Annotated in this window: 18 protein-coding genes; 4 read left to right on the top strand and 14 right to left on the bottom strand. The window is 73.8% G+C overall.

The features are described from left to right. Window positions 1-129: 129 nt before the first annotated feature. Both EBO15_RS33735 and EBO15_RS33730 read right to left on the bottom strand, forming a co-directional pair. Window positions 130-318 (bottom strand): DUF397 domain-containing protein, encoded by a 189-nt coding sequence (locus tag EBO15_RS33735; protein WP_122198537.1) that lies wholly within the window; start codon window positions 316-318, stop codon window positions 130-132. Beyond that, window positions 309-1,121 (bottom strand): helix-turn-helix domain-containing protein, encoded by an 813-nt coding sequence (locus tag EBO15_RS33730; RefSeq protein WP_122198536.1) that lies wholly within the window; start codon window positions 1,119-1,121, stop codon window positions 309-311. Before EBO15_RS33730 ends, EBO15_RS33735 begins: the two co-directional genes overlap by 10 nt. 134 nt (window positions 1,122-1,255) lie before the next feature. Between EBO15_RS33730 and EBO15_RS33725 the strand changes: the two genes are divergently transcribed. Then, window positions 1,256-1,708 (top strand): ATP-binding protein, encoded by a 453-nt coding sequence (locus EBO15_RS33725; RefSeq protein WP_147481782.1) that lies wholly within the window; start codon window positions 1,256-1,258, stop codon window positions 1,706-1,708. Window positions 1,709-1,977: 269 nt separating this feature from the next. Here the strand turns inward: EBO15_RS33725 and EBO15_RS33720 are convergent, their stop codons facing one another. From EBO15_RS33720 to EBO15_RS33695, 6 genes are all read right to left on the bottom strand, one after another. Beyond that, a complete protein-coding gene (locus EBO15_RS33720) occupies window positions 1,978-3,003 on the bottom strand; it encodes an ABC transporter permease subunit (RefSeq protein WP_122198534.1) in 1,026 nt (341 codons plus the stop codon). After that, window positions 3,000-3,866: an ABC transporter ATP-binding protein gene (locus tag EBO15_RS33715; protein WP_122198533.1), complete on the bottom strand. Its 867-nt coding sequence runs from the start codon at window positions 3,864-3,866 to the stop codon at window positions 3,000-3,002. The genes EBO15_RS33720 and EBO15_RS33715 overlap by 4 nt, the downstream gene beginning before the upstream one ends. 83 nt (window positions 3,867-3,949) lie before the next feature. Further along, window positions 3,950-4,597 (bottom strand): response regulator, encoded by a 648-nt coding sequence (locus EBO15_RS33710; RefSeq protein ID WP_122198532.1) that lies wholly within the window; start codon window positions 4,595-4,597, stop codon window positions 3,950-3,952. Continuing rightward, complete coding sequence (locus tag EBO15_RS33705) at window positions 4,594-5,775, bottom strand: sensor histidine kinase (RefSeq protein ID WP_122198531.1); 1,182 nt, start codon at window positions 5,773-5,775, stop codon at window positions 4,594-4,596. Before EBO15_RS33705 ends, EBO15_RS33710 begins: the two co-directional genes overlap by 4 nt. Before the next feature lie 84 nt (window positions 5,776-5,859). Beyond that, entirely contained in the window at window positions 5,860-7,491 is a 1,632-nt protein-coding gene (abc-f, locus tag EBO15_RS33700) for a ribosomal protection-like ABC-F family protein (RefSeq protein WP_122198530.1), read from the bottom strand. Window positions 7,492-7,842: 351 nt separating this feature from the next. Beyond that, a complete protein-coding gene (locus tag EBO15_RS33695) occupies window positions 7,843-8,790 on the bottom strand; it encodes a TIGR01777 family oxidoreductase (RefSeq protein WP_122198529.1) in 948 nt (315 codons plus the stop codon). 198 nt (window positions 8,791-8,988) lie between these two features. On the opposite strand from EBO15_RS33695, the gene EBO15_RS33690 reads away from it, so the two are divergent. Continuing rightward, on the top strand, window positions 8,989-10,353 hold the full coding sequence (locus EBO15_RS33690) for an FtsX-like permease family protein (protein ID WP_158628437.1): 1,365 nt from the start codon (window positions 8,989-8,991) through the stop codon (window positions 10,351-10,353). Window positions 10,354-10,491: 138 nt separating this feature from the next. Here EBO15_RS33690 and EBO15_RS33685 read toward each other — a convergent pair whose 3' ends face one another. The 4 genes from EBO15_RS33685 to EBO15_RS33670 form a co-directional block, all read right to left on the bottom strand. Beyond that, on the bottom strand, window positions 10,492-10,683 hold the full coding sequence (locus EBO15_RS33685) for a DUF1059 domain-containing protein (RefSeq protein ID WP_122198527.1): 192 nt from the start codon (window positions 10,681-10,683) through the stop codon (window positions 10,492-10,494). Between the two features lie 169 nt (window positions 10,684-10,852). Then, entirely contained in the window at window positions 10,853-11,554 is a 702-nt protein-coding gene (locus EBO15_RS33680; RefSeq protein WP_122198526.1) for a GntR family transcriptional regulator, read from the bottom strand. Between the two features lie 74 nt (window positions 11,555-11,628). After that, window positions 11,629-11,898 carry a hypothetical protein gene (locus EBO15_RS33675; protein ID WP_122198525.1) on the bottom strand — a complete coding sequence of 90 codons (270 nt, stop codon included), beginning with the start codon at window positions 11,896-11,898 and terminating at the stop codon, window positions 11,629-11,631. 186 nt (window positions 11,899-12,084) lie between these two features. After that, window positions 12,085-12,729 carry a TetR/AcrR family transcriptional regulator gene (locus EBO15_RS33670; RefSeq protein WP_233616612.1) on the bottom strand — a complete coding sequence of 215 codons (645 nt, stop codon included), beginning with the start codon at window positions 12,727-12,729 and terminating at the stop codon, window positions 12,085-12,087. Window positions 12,730-12,876: 147 nt separating this feature from the next. On the opposite strand from EBO15_RS33670, the gene EBO15_RS33665 reads away from it, so the two are divergent. Beyond that, complete coding sequence (locus tag EBO15_RS33665; RefSeq protein WP_199744964.1) at window positions 12,877-14,388, top strand: MFS transporter; 1,512 nt, start codon at window positions 12,877-12,879, stop codon at window positions 14,386-14,388. 28 nt (window positions 14,389-14,416) lie between these two features. Here the strand turns inward: EBO15_RS33665 and EBO15_RS33660 are convergent, their stop codons facing one another. Together EBO15_RS33660 and EBO15_RS33655 are read right to left on the bottom strand one after the other, a co-directional pair. Further along, a complete protein-coding gene (locus tag EBO15_RS33660) occupies window positions 14,417-15,592 on the bottom strand; it encodes an NAD(P)/FAD-dependent oxidoreductase (protein ID WP_122198523.1) in 1,176 nt (391 codons plus the stop codon). Between the two features lie 82 nt (window positions 15,593-15,674). Beyond that, entirely contained in the window at window positions 15,675-16,988 is a 1,314-nt protein-coding gene (locus tag EBO15_RS33655) for an FAD-binding oxidoreductase (protein WP_122198522.1), read from the bottom strand. A gap of 161 nt (window positions 16,989-17,149) precedes the next feature. On the opposite strand from EBO15_RS33655, the gene EBO15_RS33650 reads away from it, so the two are divergent. Then, a partial coding sequence (locus EBO15_RS33650; RefSeq protein WP_147481781.1) for a BTAD domain-containing putative transcriptional regulator occupies window positions 17,150-18,135 on the top strand: 986 nt, incomplete at its 3' end.

Here is an 18,135-nt window from a genome sequence, read left to right as displayed (position 1 = left end):
AAGTTGCCGATGCGGTCGCCGAACCTTGCGATCTGGTTGAGGGCAAAAGGCGCAGGCGGCGGGCCGACACCCGCCGCCTGCGCTGGCATCATCCGCACCGTCCCCGGACGTTCCGGGCGTGCTGCGGATTCAGAGGTTCTTCAGGGTGTGGAGCAGTTGGGCATAGTGGCTCGGACAGAGCGTCAGCCGGCCCTGGACGGGGTTCTTGCTGTCGCGAAAAGCGACCTGGGCGGGGGACGAGGGTGCGACTTCGACGCAGTTGCCGCCGTCCGGACCGCTGTAGGAGGAACGGCGCCACTGAGGGCGGTTCAGATCCACTGTTCTTCCAGCACCTTCCTGATGCAGTCGAGCGTCATCGTGGCGGGTAGGGCACGACCACGCAGATCGACCAGGTGACGAGCGAGGACGGCCAGGTCACTGGGGTCGTCGGTGGTGATCCCGCGAACGATCGTGTCCATATACGCTACTTCGCTCCGATCCTCCATGGTCGCCAGGGCGAAGGCGCCGATATTGCCCTGGTGTTCGCCGCTCTGCGGGACGACCTGGACGACGACGTTCGGGAGCGCCGCCAGCACCAGCAGGTGCTCGAGCTGTTCGCGCATGACCTGCGGTGAGCCGACGGGCTTGCGCAGACAGGTCTCATCCAGCAGGAACAGGAGGGTGGGAGGGGCGGGGGCCTCTCGCCTGAGGATGTCCTGCCGCTTGAGGCGGGCTTGGAGCCGCTGGGCATTTCCGACGAGCATCGCGTCGGCGTACGCCTCGGTCTGAGCGAGGCCGGGGACGATGGAGTGCTCCCAGGAGACGAGCATGACCGCCTCCCCCTCGACCTCGGGCCAGTCGAACCAGAGCGGAACGGGGTGCCCGTCACGGTTGAGGTCCTCCCAGAGTTCGAGCAGGGAACCGTCTGCCTCGAGCAGTTCGTCGGCTGCTCGTACGAAGTCCAGGCCACATCGCTTGCGGCCGTTCTCCACCTTGCTGACAAATGACACCGACGTGTTGGTGGCACGGGCAAGTTGCTCCTGCAGGACGCTCTTGGCATTGCGAGCCCGTTTGAGCTGGCTGCCGAAGGCGATGAGAGCGGGCGAGCGGGTGCTCTTGGCGCGTCGGGGGCGTGCCGTCATGATGCTGGGACCTCCGGCTGGACCGACTTGACGTTCGATGGACTCCACTTGCCACCTCTGGACCAAGTGACCGAGCAAGTTCACGCTACTGCGGAGCGTGACTGAATGTGGGGCGAGTCACTGACAACGTCGTCGTGAGGAAGCGCATCGTGGTCACAGCTGGTGGAGGGGCGGTTCCCGCCCCGGTGGGCATGCCGGTCGTCCTGGCGGTCCCGGCGTCGCTGGAGTTCGTCCGGGAGGCCCGGGCGGAGGTCGGGCGATGGCTGGGTGAGCAGGGAGTGCAGGACGCCGACGCGGTCTACCAGGCGAAAGTGATCGTCTCAGAACTGGTCACTAACGCCATCGTTCACGTCGGTGAGGAAGCCGGCGGGACTCTGGAGCTTCTCCTCTACCGGGCTGACGCCGGGCCGGTGGTCGAGGTCCGCGACTCCAGTGACGTGCGTCCCGAACCGTGTCCGCTCGACGCGTCCACGGTGACCGGGCGAGGATTGGCGATCGTTGAACGGCTCGCTCTCGCCTGGGGGGTCAACCCGCTGGCGTCCGGTGGCAAGGCGGTCTACGCCGTCCTGCGGACCGGATCGGCATGACGGTGGAGCCGACGCCCTTGCCGGTGGAGCCGCAGCTCCATCGGCAGGGGCATGAGGGCATGACCGACCAGTGCCTCATCGGATGCCTTGCGGTGTCGCCTGAGGTGAGGAGGTTGCTCGAACGCGTGGGGGTGCGCACGCTTCACGACGCTCGCTCCTTGGCTCGTGCCCGGGCGTTGTGCATGGTGCCAGGCGTCGGTTCCTCTCGTGAGCGTCGTATCGTGCACGCGCTTCGTGGGGCGGGCTTCGCAACTCCTGATCCCGGGGGATCAGGTGAGGTGGTGGCGGACGCGGCGGAGGGCGAAGGCGGCGAGGAGGGCGCTGAGCAGGACGTAGAGGGCGGTCTCGAGGAGCTGGAAGGACCAGTAGCGGCCGGACGGCTGGTAGGTGATCTTGAGATGGAGGTTGAGTTTCCCCAGGCACGGCGCGGTGTTGCCGAAGGTGCCGTGGGCGCCGGTCATGGGCGGGTTGTTCAGGCACCGGTTGAAGCGGGACGCGCTCAGCGGGTGGCCGTCGGCGGTGAGGAGGGGGCTCGTCGAGCTGATCCAGGCGCCGGGCTCGTCCGGGAGGGTGATGCCGCCGATGACCGAGCCGCCGCCGATACCGCCGAGGTTCCGGGCCTGGTCGATGACCTCGGTGGGCATCGCCATGGTGGCGGTCTTCGCGGGGAGGAGGTGCGGGCGGACCAGGTTCGGGACGGCGAACTGGACGGCGATGAAGGCGACCAGCGTGATGGCGATCGCCGGGAGGGTGCGGCGGACCAGGAGGCCGACCACGGTGCCGAGGGTGACCGCGAAGAGCGCGTAGCCGATCGGCGCGATGTTGCGGGTGCCGAAGATGATGGTGTCGAAGCGGTTCGCGCTCGCCTCGTCCACCGGGCGGGCCGCCCAGGTGAGCAGGGCGCTGATCACGGCGGTCGTGGACATGGCCGCCAGGGCCGTGAGCAGGAGTTTCGTGGTCAGCCAGCGGCGGCGGGTGATGCTCTGGTTCCAGACCAGGCGGTGGGTGCCCGCCTCCAGTTCGCGGGCCACCATGGGCGCGCCCCAGAAGGTGCCGAGGAGGGCGAGGCCCAGGCCGAGGCCGGCGGCGACGAAGTACATGGTCTCGCGGTAGCGGGCCTCGAACTCGGCCATGGCCTGGTGGCATCCGGATCCCGTCCGGCACGCGGACCGGGCGGCGGAGTGGGCGTCGCGGACGTCGAAGCCGAAGTAGAGCAGCCAGGCACCGGCCAGGACGATCGTGACGGCGGCGGTGAGGGCCTGCCAGCGGAACTGGCGCCAGCTGAGCCAGATCATCGCGCGACCTCCTGGAGGGCGCGGGCGGGGGAGAGTTCGGCGCGTGTCATGTAGGCGAGGACCAGTTCTTCGAGGGTGACCGGTTCGGTCTCCGGAGGGGGCGGGACGGTGAAGCGGGCCAGGGACCCGTCGATCAGCTCGGCCCCGGCGGGGACGTGCGCGGACGGCAGCCTGCAGTGGGTGGCCAGGAGGTCGGTGACGTCGCCCGCGATCTGCACGCGGGCGTCGCACAGGACGATGATGTGGTCGCACACCCGCTGGACGTCTCCCAGCAGGTGCGAGGACAGGATGGCCCCGGCCTTCAGGTCGGCCACGAAGCTCATGAGGCTCTGGAGGAAGCCCTGGCGGGCGAGGGGGTCCAGGGCGGCGGCGGGTTCGTCGAAGATGAGCAGGTCGGGGCGTTTCGCGGCGGCGATCGTGAGCGCGAGCTGGGCGCGCTGCCCGCCGGAGAGGCCGCCCGCCTTCTGGGACGGGTCCAGCCCCGCCTCGCGGACGCGCCGCTCGGCGAACGCCATGTCCCAGCCCGGGTTGAGCCGCGCGCCGAGACGCAGGTGCTCGGCGACGGTGAAGGAGCGGTAGACGGGGGCGTCCTGCGCCATGAAGCCGACGCGGGCCAGGTGGGCGGCGTCCGCGGCGGGGCGGGACCCGAGGATCTGGAGGCTGCCGGACGTCGGTTCGGTCAGGCCGCACGCCATGTGCAGGAGCGTCGACTTGCCCGCGCCGTTGGGGCCGACCAGGCCGATGATGCGGTCCGGCGGGATCGTCAGGTCGATGCCGTCCAGGGCGGGGCGCCGTCGGCGTCCGTAGCGTTTGGTCAGGCCCTCGGCGCGCAGCACGGGAGGACGGGGGTCGTCGTGAGGCATGCCCCGATCCTTCGCGGACGCGGCGTCCGGGCCATCGGCCCAAAGCACCCTTCGGCGGGACCGGGGCAGTACTTTCGGCCCTTTCAGGACTCCTTGACGATCTTGTTCTCCCAGGCCCAGGCGACGATCTCGACCCGGTTGCGGAGGCCGAGCTTCGACTGGACGCTCGCCATGTGGCCCTTCACGGTGCTCAGCGAGATGAACAGCGCGGCGGCGACCTCCTGGTTGGAGCGTCCGCGGGCCACGGCCCGGACGACCTCCAGCTCGCGGTCGCTCAGGGGCACGGCGAGGCGGGGGGCCGTCCCCTCGGTCAGGTGGCGCAGCAGGCGGACGGTCACGGACGGGGAGACCAGCGCCTCACCGGCCACGGCCGCGCGGACGGCCTCGACGAGCAGCGACGGTCCCGCGCCCTTGAGGACGAACCCGACCGCGCCGCCGCGCAGTGCCCCGTAGACGTACTCGTCCAGGTCGAAGGTGGTGACCACGACGACGCGCAGGGGGTCGGCGACGTCCGGGCCGGCGAGGGCGCGGGTGACCTCGATGCCGTCGAGTCGGGGCATGCGGATGTCCACGAGGCAGACGTCGGGACGCAGGCGGCGGGCGGCCTCGACGGCCTCGACGCCGTCGGCGGCCTCCGCGACGACCTCGATGCCGGGTTCGTCCTCGAGGATGAGGCGGAGGCCGCCGCGGATCATCGCCTGGTCGTCGGCGATCAGGACGCGCACGGTCATCCGGCCCTCCCGGACGGCGGGACGGGCAGGACGGCGCGGACGGCCCAGCCGGCGCCGTCCCCGGGACCGGCGTCGAGCGTCCCGCCGAGGGCCTCGACGCGCTCGCGCATGCCGAGCAGCCCGAATCCGGCGCGTCCGCGCGGCCGGGTGCCGTGCGGGGCGTCGTCGACGACCTCGACGCCGACGCGGTCGCCGTCCCGCCGGACGGTCACCGCGACCGAACCGGCCTGCGGCGCGTGCCGCGCGACGTTCGTCAGCGACTCCTGCACGACCCGGTAGACGGTGCCGGTCACCTCGGGCGGCCAGTCGTGGTCGTCGCCGGGCCCGCGCAGCCGGACGGTGGGCCCGGACCGGCCGAAGCGGTGCACCAGGTCGTCCAGGCTCTCCGGGCCGGACGACAGGGGCGCCGCGTCGTCGATGTCCCCGGCGTCGCCGGTGTCGCGCAGGAGGGCGACGGAGCGGCGCATCGCGGCGAGCGCCTCGGCGCCCGTGCTCTCGATGTCGGTGAGCGTCCGCGGCACGTCCCCGGGACGCCGCCGGGCGACGACCTGCGCCGCCTGCGTCTGGATCAGCAGGGACGCGATGTGGTGCGCGACGACGTCGTGCATCTCGCGGGCGAGCGCGAGGCGCTCCTCGCGGCGCACCCGGTCGGCGGCGGCCCGCCCCCGAGCGGCCGACAGCCGCAGCGCGAGGCCGATCGTCACGGCGGCCAGCGATCCCAGCAGGTTCAGGTTGGCCACGGCCGAGTTGCCGGAGGACGTCCGGGCCGCGATCCCGCCGGCCACCGCCACGGCCAGGACGCCGCCCGCCACGGCTCCGGCGGTCGCGGCCGGGAACGTCCGCAACGCGGAGGCGGCCAGCAGGGCCAGTCCCAGCGTCATGGCCGGGCTCGGCTCGGACGGGAGGTGCGCGCCCCGGGCGACGGCGGTCGCGACGGCCGCGACGGCGATCGCCGCCACCACCGTCCCGGTCGGCCACCGGCGGCGGACGAGGGCCAGTGCGCAGACCAGCGACGCCGCGACGCTTCCGAACGGCCAGTACGCCGGGCCCCAGGTCGTCGCGATGGCGAACGCCTGGAAGGCGATGGCCGCCGCGAACACGGCCGCCGCGGCGAGCAGGAGCCGGCGCGGCGAGAGGATCACCGGGATCAGGGCGGACGTCCGCCGTCTTTCCGTCATGCGGCTCAGGTTCCGAGACGGGCGGCCCGGTGGCAATCGGCCGAAAGGACCTTTTCGGGACGCCCGTCCCCTTCCCCGGGCCGGTCAGGGCGCGAGGTTCTCGACCGAGGTCAGGCGTCCGCCGGCCAGGGTGAGGCGGCGGGTGACCTTGATCCGGTCGAGGAAGCGCTCGTCGTGGCTGATGACGACGAACGCGCCCTCGTACGCGTCGAGCGCGTTCTCCAGCTGGCCGACGCTGACGAGGTCGAGGTTGTTGGTCGGCTCGTCCAGCAGCAGGAGGTGCGGGGCGGGCTCGGCGTACAGGACGCAGGCGAGCGTCGCGCGGAGGCGCTCGCCGCCGGACAGCACGCGCACCGGCAGGTGGATGCGCTGCCCCCGGAACAGGAAGCGCGCCAGGACGTTCAGCCGCTGCGCGTCGGTCAGCGAGGGCGCGGCCGCCGCGAAGTTCTCCGCGATCGTCCGGTCGTCGTCGAGCAGGTCGAGACGCTGGGAGAGGTAGGCGACGCGTCCGTCCGCGCGCCGGACGGTCCCGGAGTCCGGTTCGAGGTCGCCGTGGACGAGCCGCAGCAGCGTCGACTTCCCGGCGCCGTTCGCGCCGGACAGCGCGACGCGTTCCGGGCCGCGGATCGCGAAGTCGACCCCGCCCGCGAACAGGTCGGTGTCGCCGAGGCGTTTGCGCAGGTCCTCGCCGACGAACAGGGTGCGTCCCGCCGGGACGCGCGTGCCCGGGAGCTCCAGCGCGATGCTCTGGTCGGACCGGACGGCCCGCGCCGCCTCGTCCGCGCGTTCCTGCGCGTCGCCGACGCGGGACGCGTGCATCGTCTGGGCGCTCCCGGCCGCCTTCTCCGCGCTGCGCTTCATGTTGCCCGCGAACAGTTTCGGGAGCCCGGCGTCCTTGAGGTTCCGCGCGGCGTTCCCGGCGCGGCGCTCGGCGCGCTCCCGGGCCTGCTGCATCTCGCGCTTCTCGCGCTTGAGCTCCTGCTCGGCGTTCCGCAGGTTGCGCTCGGCGGCCTCGCGCTCGTTGGCGACGGCCTCCTCGTACGCGGTGTAGTTGCCGCCGTAGAAGCGGACCTCGCCGCCGGACAGCTCGGCGATCCGGTCCACGCGGTCGAGCAGCTCGCGGTCGTGGCTGACGACCAGGACGCAGCCGCGCCAGCCTTCCAGCAGGTCGTAGAGCTTGCGGCGGGCGGCGAGGTCGAGGTTGTTGGTCGGCTCGTCCAGCAGGAGGACGTCGGGACGCCGCAGCAGGAGCGCGGCGAGACCGAGCGACACGATCTGGCCGCCGCTGAGCCGGTCGAGCGGGTCGCGCAGGGAGACGCCGCCGAGGCCGAGCCGCTCCAGTTCGGCGCGGGCGCGGTCCTCGACGTCCCAGTCGTCGCCGATGGCGGCGAAGTGGCGTTCGTCGGTGTCGCCGGACTCGATGGCGTCCAGCGCGGCGATCACCTCCGCGATCCCGAGGACGTCGGCGACCGAGCGTCCGGCGGTCAGCGGGAGGTCCTGCGGAAGGTATCCGAGGACGCCTTCGACCGTGACGGACCCGGCGGACGGCGTGAGGACGCCCGCGACGAGGCGCAGCAGCGTGCTCTTGCCCGCGCCGTTGGGCGCGACCAGGCCGACGCGCTCGGCCTCGACGCTGAAGGTGAGGTTCTGGAAGACCGGGACGTCGTCGGGCCAGACGAAGGACAGGCCGGAAACGATGATGGGAGATACGGACATGCGTGAGTCCTTGGAAGAACGCCCATGCGGCAGCACAAGGCCGAACACGGGAAAAGGTGAACAGGGGACGACGCTGAGCCGGTCGCGGATCAGAGAACGATCAGAACGCGCCCGGACGCCCGGGCCTCTCAGCCGGAGATGTCGTCGTCACTCACCATGTCGGGAACTCCTCCTCGAAGGACGGTCCGCACCCTAGCACGCGCGTCGCGCGAGGGACCCGAAGGGTCAACCGCCCGCCCGGCCGAAGCATTCCCGGGGACGCATTGATCACGGGCTTGACCTGGGAAAACGCTCCGGCCGCCGTCCCCTGGGGGAGGGGGCGGCGGCCGGCGGAGGGCGGGGTCGTGGCCGCTAGGAGGAGCGGGAGCGGACGCGGGCGACCAGGTCGCGGGCGGCGCCGGGCCACTCCTCGTGCTCGAAGGCGAAGCCCGCGTCCAGGAGGCGTCCGGGCGTCACGCGCCGGCTCTTCAGGAGGAGCTCGGTGTCGGAGCGGAGGGCCAGGGCGCCGAACTCCGCCATCCACGCGGTGGCCGGGAGCCCGATCGGGACGCCCCACGCCTTGCGCAGGTTCCGCATGAAGTCGCGGTAGGGAAGCGGCTCCGGGGAGGTGAGGTTGACCGGTCCGCTCAGGTCCTCGCGCTCGATGAGGAAGAGGACCGCCCGGACGAAGTCGGCGTCGTGGATCCACGAGACGTACTGGCCGCCGCCCGCGACCGGCCCGCCGAGGCCGAGCCGGACCATGCCGAGCATGTGGGCGAAGATCCCGCCGCGGTCCGGGCTCATCACCATCGCCGTGCGCAGCGCGACGCGGCGGGTGCGCGGCGTGTCGGCGCGCAGCTGCGCGGCCTCCCAGTTCCGCGCGATGCGGACGCTGTACTCCCAGTAGCGCGGGACGCCGGGCTCGCGCCCGCCGATCTCGCCCGTCGCCTCGTCGTTCGGCGCGTCGAAGCGGTGCGCGTAGATCGTCGCGGTGCTCGCCTGGAGCCACACGCGGGGCGGGACGGCGGCGCTCGCGATCGCCTCGCCGACGACCTCGGTCGACCGGACCCGCGAGTCCATCATGTCCTGGAGGTTCGCCGGGGTGTAGCGGCAGCCGACGCTGCGTCCGGCCAGGTTGACGACGACGTCGGCGCCGTCGATCTCGTCCGTCCAGGGGCCGGGGGTCCGGCCGTCCCAGGCGACCTCGCGGGGCCCGGACGGACGTCGCGTCAGGAGGACGACGTCGTGTCCGGCCGCCGTCAGCGCTCGGTCGAGGATCGCTCCGACCTGCCCGGTTCCCCCGGGGATGACCACCTTCATGGCGGCACTGTAGCCCTTGCTTGAACGTGTTCAAGCAGGATGTGCCGAGGGTCACCGACCCGGCGCGGCCGGGCGTCCCGGAACGGGGGTCAGGGTGACCCGGAGGGCGGCCTCGGGGGCGCGTCGTCCGGCGGGGGGAGCGGGCCGTGCCCGAACGGCCGAAGCCGCCGCCGGGGCCCGCGCCAGATGATCAAGGACATGAGAAGCGAACAAGCGCGCCGCTGGGCGCGGGCCCCCCTGATCCTGCGTCTGGCCTGGCGGAACGTGCGGAACGACCGGCTCGGCTTCGCGGCCTGCTTCGTCGCGGTGCTGACGGCCGTGGTGCTCGTCAGCGGCAACAGCCTGCTGGTCGCCGCCGCCGCGCCGAGGTCCGAACTCGACGGCGTGACCGGGATCCTCATCCTGTCCGCGTTCCTGTCGGGGTTCGTCTCGGTGTTCGTCGTGGGGGGCATGCTCGGCCTCCACGCCGGACGGCGCCGCCGGACGTGGGGACTGCTGCGGTCGATCGGGATGACCGCGCCGCAGATGCGGCGCCTCGTCCTCGCCGAGGCGCTGACCCTGGCCCTCGCGGCGAGCGCGCTCGGGTCGGTGCTGGCCGTCCCGTACGCGAAGGCCATGGCCGTGTTCCTGCGGGAGGTCGGGTTCGCCCCGACGGACGTCCCGGTGCACCTCTCGCCCGTCCCGTTCCTCCTCGCGTTCGTCACGGGCCCGGCGGTCATGCTGGGCGCGGCGCTCGGCGCGGCGCGCCGGGCGGTGCGGCTGCGGCCGCTGGAGGTGCTGCGGGAGACGCACGTCCAGCGGGGGATCCTGCCCATGCCGCGCCTGGTCTTCGGCGGCGCGGTGCTGCTCGGCGGACTCTGGCTGGCGGTCGCGACGTCGCGGATGCCGGTCAAGGACGCGGAGCCCGCGGCCTTCGGGACGACGCTGCTCCTCTGCGTGGGCGTCGGCTCGCTCGGCCCCGGCATCCTGACCGGCCTGGTCCGGATGCTCGGGCCCGTGCTGATCCGGATCGACCGGCTCCCCGGGCGGCTCGCCTGCTCGGCCCTGCTCGCCGCCCCCGGACGCGCCTGGGCGATGGTCTCGCCCGTGATGCTGACGATGGCGCTGGCCTGCACGTTCCTCTTCTCCGTGGACACCGAGGACGTGTGGAAGGGCTTCCACCGGACCGGCGCGCTCGCCTGGGTCGCCCCGGTCATGGTCGGCTCGGCGACCGTCTTCACGGTGATCGCCGTGGTGAACGCGGCGGCCGTCGCGATGGCGGACCGGGGCGACAGCCTCCGGCTGCTCCGGCAGGTCGGCGCGCTGCCCGCCCAGCTCGTCCGGGCGGTCTGCTGGGAGGTGCTCGTCGCGACGGGCGCGGGCGCCCTCCTCGGCAGCGCGATCGCCGCGCTGTCGCTGGCCGCGCTGGGCAGGTCGATGACCGGCGAGGCGTGGTTCGCCGTGTCGTTCCCCCAGTACGCCGGACTTCTGGCGACCTGTGTCGCCGGGGGGCTCGTGGGCGCGCTCGCCGCGACCCGCAAGGCGCGCAAGGGCCCGCTGCTCCCCGCATCGGCCCCGCGCTGACGGCGGCTCCCGCCCGAAGGCGGGGCTCCCGGCCCTCAGGCGGCGACCGCCTGACCGGACCGGAGGCCCCCGATCACCAGCGATCACCGGCCGGGCACTCCCGGCCGGTGGTCGCCGCGGGCTTGCCGGTCACACCGTTCAGGCGTGCTGCGGCACCTCGTCCTTCAGCATTCCGCGCAGCTGCTCACGCAGTTCGGGGCTGTCGGTGTGCCCGTGCGCGGACACCGCGTGCTCGGTGGCCGCACGCAGGACCTCGTCCTCCTCGCCGGAGATGGTCAGCGTGCAGTTGATATCGCTAGGGAATTGCCTGCAATCGGCTACCTTGCGCATGTCGTCCTTCCTCGCCGTCAGTCTCGATCGGCGGACGGACGGCGCTGGATAGGTCGAAACCCCGTATCAGGCAGGTCCGGCGGCCCCAGCCGGGATCATCTCCCCGGGGCCGGTCACATCCCAGCCTAAATGCCCTGGTCAGCGGCGGCAAGGCGGCGACCGACCCTCGTCAGGAATCGCGCTCGGCGTCCTGCCAGAGGCCGTTGCGTTCGAGCATCGCGACCACGAAGCCCGCGCTCTCCTGGACGTGCTCCTCCATGAGGGTCCGCGCCCTGCGGGCGTCGCCCGCGCGCAGCGCGACGACCAGCACCGGATGCCACCTCTCCGTGGACGCCACCTGCGCGTCGAGCGAGGCGTAGAAGTGCGGCGGCAGGTGCTTCACCGTGGACGCCAGCAGCGACGCGAGCCGGGGCGCGTCGGCGGCGAGGTTGATCTCCCGGTGGAACGCGTGCCCGAGATCGGCGACGAGCTCGCCGTCCCCGCGCCGGGCGGCCTCCGCGTGTGACGCGACGATCGCGTCCAGGCGCCGGAGCCGCTCCGGCGTGATCCGCTTCGCGGCCCGCGCCGCGAGTTCGCCCGCGAGCCGTGCCTGCGCCCAGAACAGGTCCAGGACGTCCTGCCGGGTGAACGGCGCGACCACGAACCCCCGCCGGGGCACGAGCCGTACGAACCCCTCGCTGCGCAGGGTCAGCAGCCCCTCCCGGACGGGCGTGGTGCTGACCCCGACCGCCTCCGCGATCGGCTCCGTTCGCAGGAAGTCACCGGCCCGGAGCCGTCCCGCGAGGATCTGCTGGCGCACATGCGCGGCCACCTCCTCGGGGAGCTGCCTCCGCCTCTCCCGGCGCCGCGTGACGCCGTCCACCAAAGCCATGAGCACACCCGACCGTCGACGACCTCCGTACTTCATACACCAGGCCGCCCGGGGCGGGCCGGGCAGGTGCGAGGTCACGTCCGCCTGGTGTCGGTGATCCACCAGAGGGCGGCGAGGACCGCGCCGGGAGGGGCGAAGGACCACAGCCACCACGGGGTCTCCCAGTGCAGGCCGGTGATGCAGAGGACCGCCCAGACCACCACGCTCACCATGTTGACGATCAGCCACGCCGCGGTCAGGAAGCGCAGCAGGGGACGGTCCGGTCCCAGCCACGCCACGGTCGCCGCGCGGTCCTGGTGAGGGGAGGTGCCGGTCGTGGAGAGGGGCTGGTCGGGGGTGGGCATGGGGGGCTCTCCTCGCGGGACGCGGTCGCCGCGGGTGCGGTGGCCTCTGGACTCATCCTGCGATGCGGGGAGGTAGGTGGCACGGGGCCCTGGTCGCCGGTTCGGGTGGACCTAGGTCCCCGGTGGGGCCGGGGCTGAGCGCCGCCCGGGCGACGTTCGGTCAGGTGACGGTCGGCCAGGTGACGGTCAGGGGGCGAAGGACAGGGCCGTGGGGAGTTCCGCGAAGGTGGCGGTCAGGAGGCCGGTGAGGGCGGCGCGGCCGCCGCGGCCCTTCTGGGCGGTCCAGGCGAGGGACGCGGTGCGCCAGGAGGCGACGACGATCTCGATGGCCAGGCGCAGGTGGACGTCGTCCGGCGAGACACCGCGGCGGGCGCTGACCTGGTCGATGATGGCCTGCGTCGTGTCGTGGCAGTAGCGCAGGCTGTGCGCCTGGAGCGCGGGGACGGTGTCGCAGAGGTCGCGGGCGGCGAGGAAGCGGCGGTCCCAGTCGGCGTCCATGGAGTCGAGCGTGGTGTGCAGCGCGGCGTGCAGGACGTCCACGAGCGGGCCCTCGGGGGCGAGGGCGGCGACGTCGTCGAGGTAGGCCGACCACAGGTCGCTGTCGGCGGCCAGCGCGACGTCCTCCTTGGACGGGTAGGTGCGGAAGAACGTCCGCTTGGACACCTCGACCTCGTCGCACAGGTCGTCGAGGGTCGTCGCGTCGTAGCCGCGCTCGACGAACAGGTGGAGCGCGGTCTCGGCCAGGGCGCGGCGGGTCCGCAGCTTCTTGCGCTCGCGGAGCGGCAGGGCGCTGAGGTCCTCCCGGACCCCGGCGGGGGTGGTCTGGGGCACCCGGCCAGCGTACCACCAGGGGGCTTTCGCCCCTTGCCGCCACTCGCCCCTTGTGATCATTCGCCTTTTGACAGCTTTTGCCACTCGGTGGCATTATCTCCTCGGTGGCCGCTGGGGTCGCCCGTGGGAACCGCCAGGAGTGGGCCTGTGACCAGTAAGCCGACACGTTCGTCCCGTCCGGGGCTCACCCTCGCGGTGGTGCTCGCGGCGTTCGCCACGGTGCCGATGTCGATCTCGGGGGCGGCCGTCGCGCTGCCCGGGATCGGGACGGCGCTCGGCACGTCCGGGGCGCCGCTGCAGTGGGTGATGAACGCCTACAACCTCGTCTTCGCCGCGTTCCTGCTGGTCGCGGGCGTGACGGCCGACCTGGTGGGACGCCGCCGGGTGTTCGTCGCGGGCGCGGCGCTGTTCGCGGCCGGGTCCCTGGCGGCGGCGCTCGCGCCCGGGATCGTGGCCCTGGACGTGGCGCGCGCCGTCGCGGGCGCCGGAGGGGCCGGGGTGTTCGCCAGCGGCGGCGCGATCCTGGCGACGACGTTCGAGGGCGCCGCGCGGACCCGCGCGTTCGCGGCCATGGGAAGCGCGGCGGGGCTCGGCCTGGCCGCCGGGCCGACGCTGTCCGGATGGCTGGTCGGCGGTCTCGGCTGGCGCGCGACGTTCGCGCTGCACGCGGCGATCCTGATCGCGGCGCTGTGCGGCGCCGGGTTCGTGGCGGAGTCGCGCGCGCCGGAGCGTCCCCGCATGGACGGGACGGGCGCGCTGATGTTCGTCGCCGCGCTGGGCGCGCTGGTGCTGGGCGCGGTGCAGGGCCCGCAGTGGGGCTGGACGGGTCCGGCCGTGCTGGGACTGCTGGTCGGCGGCGTGGTCCTGCTGGTCCTCTTCGTCAGGCTCCAGGCGCGGAAGGCGGCGCCGCTGCTCGACCTGACGCTCGTCCGCGACCGCCGTTTCCTGGCGCTCTGCCTCGTCCCGGTCGTCACGACGTTCGGGTTCGTGACGCTGCTGACCTACCTGCCGACGTACCTGGTCGGCGCGGGCGGGATGTCCGCCGGACGCGCCGGGACGGTCATGCTGCTGCTCACCGGGCCCGTCCTCGTCACGCCGCCCGTCGCCGGGGCGCTGGCCACGCGCGGTGTGTCGCCGCGGGGGCTGATCGGCCTGTCGCTGCTGCTGTTCGCCGCCGGGGACGCCTGGCTCACCGTGATCGAGCCCGGGTCGTCCCCCTGGGTCCTCGCGGGGCCGCTGCTCCTGGTGGGGCTCGGCGCGGGGCTGTCCTTCGGGATCAACGACGGGCTCGCGATGAGCATCGTCGAGCCCGCCCGCGCGGGGATGGCCGCCGGGTTCCTCAACACCATGCGGCTCGGCAGCGAGGCCATCGTGATCGCGGTGTTCGGGGCCGTCCTGGTCAGCCTGGTCGGGACCCGCGTCCCGTCGCACCGCCTGGCCGCGGACGTCGCCGCCGGGGACCTGGGCGGCGGCGACCACGTCCGGCTGGCCGCCGCCTTCACCCACGCGCTGCACGTGAGCCTCTGGGGGCTCGCCGCGGTCAGCGCCGTCGGGGCCGTGGCCGTCTACGCGGCCCTGGCCCAGCCCCGCGCCCGCGCGGAGGCCCCGGCCGGGGCCCCGGCGGACGAGCCCGCCGTCGCCATGGCCGAGGGCCGCTGACCAGAGGGAATCGCCTAAGAAGGCTCGCCTAGAGGGACTCGCCCGCCGCGATCGCCTTGCGGAGGCGGGTGAGCTCCTTCGGGAAGTTCACCGTCGCCGCGCCCACCAGGACGCCCCCGCGGGTGAAGGCGACGGAGAACCTGCCGTCCTCGGGGGCGCCCTCGACGACGGTGCTCGCGTCGGCGAGGTGGGGGAGGCCCGCGTACTGGACGCGGGTGCCGTGCACGCGCGTGCCCAGAGCCGGGACCTGGCTGAACGGGACGGCCTCCAAGGGCCCGCGCAGCAGGTTCCGCGCGGCGTGCGCGCCCTGCTCGTTGGCGTTCGACCAGTGCTCGATCCGGACCGTCTCGTCCCCGAACAGCGTGTGCGGCCAGCGCGCCACGTCCCCGGCGGCGACGATGTCGGCGTGGCCGGCCGCGAACAGGCGGTCGTCGGTCACCACACCGTCGTCCACCCGGACGCCGCTGCCCTCCAGCCACTCGGTGTTCGGGACGACGCCCGTCGCGACGACGACCAGCCCGGCCGGAACGGTCCAGGAGTCGTCCAGCCGGACGCCGGTGACCCGCCCGTCCTCGCCGGTCAGCTCCGTGACACGGGTGCCGGTGATGAGGTCGACGCCGTTGTCGCGGTGGTGGCCGGCGAGCCAGGAGGAGACCGTCCCGCCGAGGACGCGGGCCATCGGCTCGGCGGCGTCGATGACGGTGACGTCGTGCCCGGCGGCGCGGGCGGTCGAGGCGACCTCGCCGCCGATGAACCCGCCGCCGATGACGACGACCCGCCCTTGGACGCCCGCCAGGGCCTCGCGCAGTTCGAGCGCGTGGTCGAGGGTGCGGAGCACGTGCACCCCGGCGAGGTCGGCCCGGTCCCCGGGCAGGCGCCGCGGGCGGGCGCCCGTGGCGATCACGAGGCCGTCGTAGGGGAGTTCGGCGCCGTCGTCCAGGGTGACGGTCCGGGCGCCGTCGTCGAGGCGGACGGCGCCGCGCCCGCCCAGGAAGTCCGCGTCGATCTCCTCGGAACCGGGCAGGCTGACGTCGTCGTCGCCCTCCAGCACGCTCTTGGACAGCGGCGGCCGGTTGTACGGCCGGTGCGGTTCGGTCCCGACGAGGGTGAGCGCTCCGGCGAACCCCTCCTCGCGCAGCGTCGCCGCCGCGCGCAGCCCCGCCAGCGACGCGCCGACGACGACGATGCGCTCCTGAGTACCCACTGGTGTTGCTCCTTCGGATCGCTTCTCGGTTCGACTGCGGAGACAATACCCATAGGGGGTACGAGTATGGAAGTGTCTCGTGTCACATTCCGCTCAGGAGCGGGAAGTTGCCGCGGAACGTGCCGCGCGGGTCGCGGTGGCGCTTCAGGGCGCGGAGCCGGTCCAGCGCGTCCGGGGTGAACGCCTGGGCGGCGCGCTCGCCGGGCGCGAGCAGCGTGAACGGCTTGCGCCCGGTCGTGTGGGGGATGAGCGCGTCGGCGATCTCCCGCTGCCGCGCGGCGACGGCGGCGCCGCCGTCCTCGCCCGGGATCCCGAACATGTGGAGCGCGAACGGCTCGTCCAGGTGCCCGGCGGCCGAGTCGGACGGCCGGGCCAGCGCCCCGCCGAGATGCCGCACCTGGACGCTGAGCAGCGGGGCGATCGGGCGGTCCAGCAGGACGTCCGCGACCTCGTCGGTCAGCCCGGTCAGCAGCTCGGAGCGCGACCGCCCCGGCCCGGGGTCGGTCGGCTCGGCCGTGATCGAGGCCAGCTCGGCGACCGGCAGCGGGCCGCGCGAGTCGGAGATCCGCCCGTCCACCTTCTCCAGCGGGCGCAGCAGCGCCTCGCCGTCGCCGCCCGCGCCGAGGAACGTGGAGTCGACGGCGACCAGCGGCGCGGCCCCCGGGAACTGGAGCAGCTCGAACCAGGCGGTCAGCTCGTCCGGCGCGGACGCGGTGACCTCGCGGTACGCGTCGAGGACGGCGCGGGCCCGGTCGGCGGGCCACAGCATCCGCCCGCCGTACAGCTCGGGCGCCGGGTGCAGGTCGAACTCGATCGCGGTGACGATCGCGAGGTCGCCGCCCCCGCCGCGCAGCGCCCAGAACAGGTCGGGGTCGGACTCGGCGGTCACGCGGGCCTGCGCGCCCGTCGCGTCCACGACCTCGAAGGCCCGGACGCTGCTCGACGCGAAGCCGTGCCTCCGCCCGAACCAGCTCAGCCCGCCGCCGAGCGTGTAGCCGGTGACCGTGACGACCGGGCTGCTCCCCGCCAGGCCGGTCAGGCCGTGCGGGCCCGCCGCCTCCAGCACCCGCCCCCACGGGACGCCCGCGCCGACGCGGACGGTGCGGGCCGCCGGGTCGACGCTCAGCTCGTCCAGCCGTCCGGTGCGCAGCAGGATCGTCCCCTCGCTGTCGCCGCTCGCGCCGTGCCCGCTGGGCTGCGTCGTGATGGTCAGCCCGGCCAGCCGGGCGCGCCGGACGAGCGCCGCGACGTCGTCGGCGCCCGCGGCCTCGACCACCGCGAGGACCGGCTGCTCGATCGCGAGGTTCCAGGGCCGGCGGGCCGCCTCGAAGCCCGCGTCCCCGGCCTCGAGGACCGTGCCGCGGAGGACGGTGCGCAGTTCGTTCCCAAGGCTCATGTCATGTCCTTCATGTCGTCGTTCGGGGTGAACGGCTCCACCGTCCCGCGTGGACGTTGGGAACGAGCTGGGCTTGAGCTGGGGTCCCACCTGAGCTGGGGTCCCATAGGCTGATCTTTCGGACGCACCGTGGGGATGGAGCGTTCCGGAGGGGGAGGACCATGACGGAGGAGCTGGAGTTCCGGCTGTTCGGCCCGCTCGAGGTGACCGCGGCCGGACGGGGCGCGCTCGACCTCGGCACGCGCAAGCAGCGGGCCCTCGTCGCGATGCTCGCCCTGGAACCCGGACGCGTCGTCTCCCTCGACCGGCTGATCGACGAGCTGTGGGCCGGGGAGCCGCCCGCCGGGGCGACCCGGACGCTCCAGGCGTACATCGCGCCGCTCCGCAAGGCCCTCGAACCGGACCGCCCGCCGCGCACCCCGCCGACGATCCTGCTGACCCGCGAACCCGGCTACCTGCTGGCCGTCCCGCCCGGGCGGATCGACCTCTGGCGGTTCACCGCCGAGGCCGAGGACGGCCGGACGGCCCTCGCGCGCGGCGATCACCGGCGGGCCGCCGAGACCCTCGGCCGCGCCCTGGACCTGTGGCGGGGCGACCCGCTGGGGGAGTTCGCCGACCAGGAGTTCGCGCTCCCGGTCGTCGCGCGGCTGGCCGAGGCGCGCCTCGCCGCCCTGGAGAACCTCTACGACGCGCGCCTCGCCCTGGGCGACGACGCGTCCCTGGTCACCGGGCTGGAGGAGATCGCCGGGGCCGAGCCGTACCGGGAACGCACCTGGTCCCTGCTCGTCCTCGCGCTCTACCGGGCCGGACGCCAGGCCGACGCCCTGGCCGCGCTGCGCCGCGTCCGGACGCGCCTGTCGGACGACCTCGGCCTGAGTCCCGGCCCGGAGCTGCGCGACCTGGAGAAGGCCGTCTTCGACCAGTCGCCCGACCTGCTCGTTCGAGCCCCCGCGCCCGCGCCCGTCGTGGCGCCCTCCGAGCCCGAGCCCGAGCCCGAACCCGAGGGTGACCGGTTGATCGGGCGCGCCGGGCAGCTGGCCGAACTGGAGCGGCGGCTCGCGGGCGCGCGGCGCGGCCAGGGCGGCGCCGTCCTGGTCACGGGCGAGGCGGGGATCGGCAAGACCCGGCTCGTCCGGGCCGCCGCCGA

Origin of the sequence: Actinomadura harenae, from assembly GCF_003696215.1 — a bacterium.
In the GTDB taxonomy this organism is placed as follows: domain Bacteria; phylum Actinomycetota; class Actinomycetes; order Streptosporangiales; family Streptosporangiaceae; genus Spirillospora; species Spirillospora harenae.
This window is presented reverse-complemented; position numbering and strand designations above follow the sequence as displayed.

Coding starts and splice junctions, on each gene's coding strand:
- EBO15_RS33730 (WP_122198536.1), bottom strand. CDS start 1,121: ATGACGGCACGCCCCCGACGCGCCAAGAGCACCCGCTCGCCCGCTCTC.
- EBO15_RS33720 (WP_122198534.1), bottom strand. CDS start 3,003: ATGATCTGGCTCAGCTGGCGCCAGTTCCGCTGGCAGGCCCTCACCGCC.
- EBO15_RS33715 (WP_122198533.1), bottom strand. CDS start 3,866: ATGCCTCACGACGACCCCCGTCCTCCCGTGCTGCGCGCCGAGGGCCTG.
- EBO15_RS33710 (WP_122198532.1), bottom strand. CDS start 4,597: ATGACCGTGCGCGTCCTGATCGCCGACGACCAGGCGATGATCCGCGGC.
- EBO15_RS33705 (WP_122198531.1), bottom strand. CDS start 5,775: ATGACGGAAAGACGGCGGACGTCCGCCCTGATCCCGGTGATCCTCTCG.
- abc-f (WP_122198530.1), bottom strand. CDS start 7,491: ATGTCCGTATCTCCCATCATCGTTTCCGGCCTGTCCTTCGTCTGGCCC.
- EBO15_RS33695 (WP_122198529.1), bottom strand. CDS start 8,790: ATGAAGGTGGTCATCCCCGGGGGAACCGGGCAGGTCGGAGCGATCCTC.
- EBO15_RS33690 (WP_158628437.1), top strand. CDS start 8,989: ATGAGAAGCGAACAAGCGCGCCGCTGGGCGCGGGCCCCCCTGATCCTG.
- EBO15_RS33685 (WP_122198527.1), bottom strand. CDS start 10,683: ATGCGCAAGGTAGCCGATTGCAGGCAATTCCCTAGCGATATCAACTGC.
- EBO15_RS33680 (WP_122198526.1), bottom strand. CDS start 11,554: ATGGCTTTGGTGGACGGCGTCACGCGGCGCCGGGAGAGGCGGAGGCAG.
- EBO15_RS33675 (WP_122198525.1), bottom strand. CDS start 11,898: ATGCCCACCCCCGACCAGCCCCTCTCCACGACCGGCACCTCCCCTCAC.
- EBO15_RS33655 (WP_122198522.1), bottom strand. CDS start 16,988: ATGAGCCTTGGGAACGAACTGCGCACCGTCCTCCGCGGCACGGTCCTC.